Here is a 389-nt window from a genome sequence, read left to right as displayed (position 1 = left end):
CGGCCAACGCCCGCTTGCTGACGGATGTGCCAGGCAAGCCGGCGCTGGAAGAGCGTTCTGCCGGCGTTAAGATTGTTGCAGTCACTGCCTGCCCGACCGGTGTGGCTCACACCTTCATGGCCGCGGAGGCTTTGCAGCAGGCAGCGCAACAAGTGGGCTACCAGCTCACCGTGGAAACCCAGGGCTCGGTCGGCGCACGCAACCCGTTGTCTGCCGAAGCCATCGCCCAGGCCGATGTGGTGCTGTTGGCCGCCGACATTGAGGTGCCCACCGCCCGCTTTGCCGGCAAACGTATTTACCGCTGTGGTACCGGGGTCGCCCTCAAGCAGGCGCGGGCCACGCTGGACAAGGCCTTGGCCGAAGGCAAGGTGGAAAACAGCGCCGATGCC

General features: G+C 65.8%; 1 protein-coding gene. It reads left to right on the top strand.

Annotated features, from left to right (window positions below):
• The coding region (locus QWI17_RS00890) for a PTS fructose transporter subunit IIB (protein ID WP_302720602.1) at positions 1–389 on the top strand (389 nt) is incomplete at both ends.

Source organism: Gilvimarinus gilvus, from assembly GCF_030518155.1.
GTDB classification, from domain to species: Bacteria; Pseudomonadota; Gammaproteobacteria; order Pseudomonadales; family Cellvibrionaceae; genus Gilvimarinus; species Gilvimarinus gilvus.
Note: the sequence above shows the minus strand (reverse complement) of the source record. Positions and strands in the feature narration are given on the sequence as shown.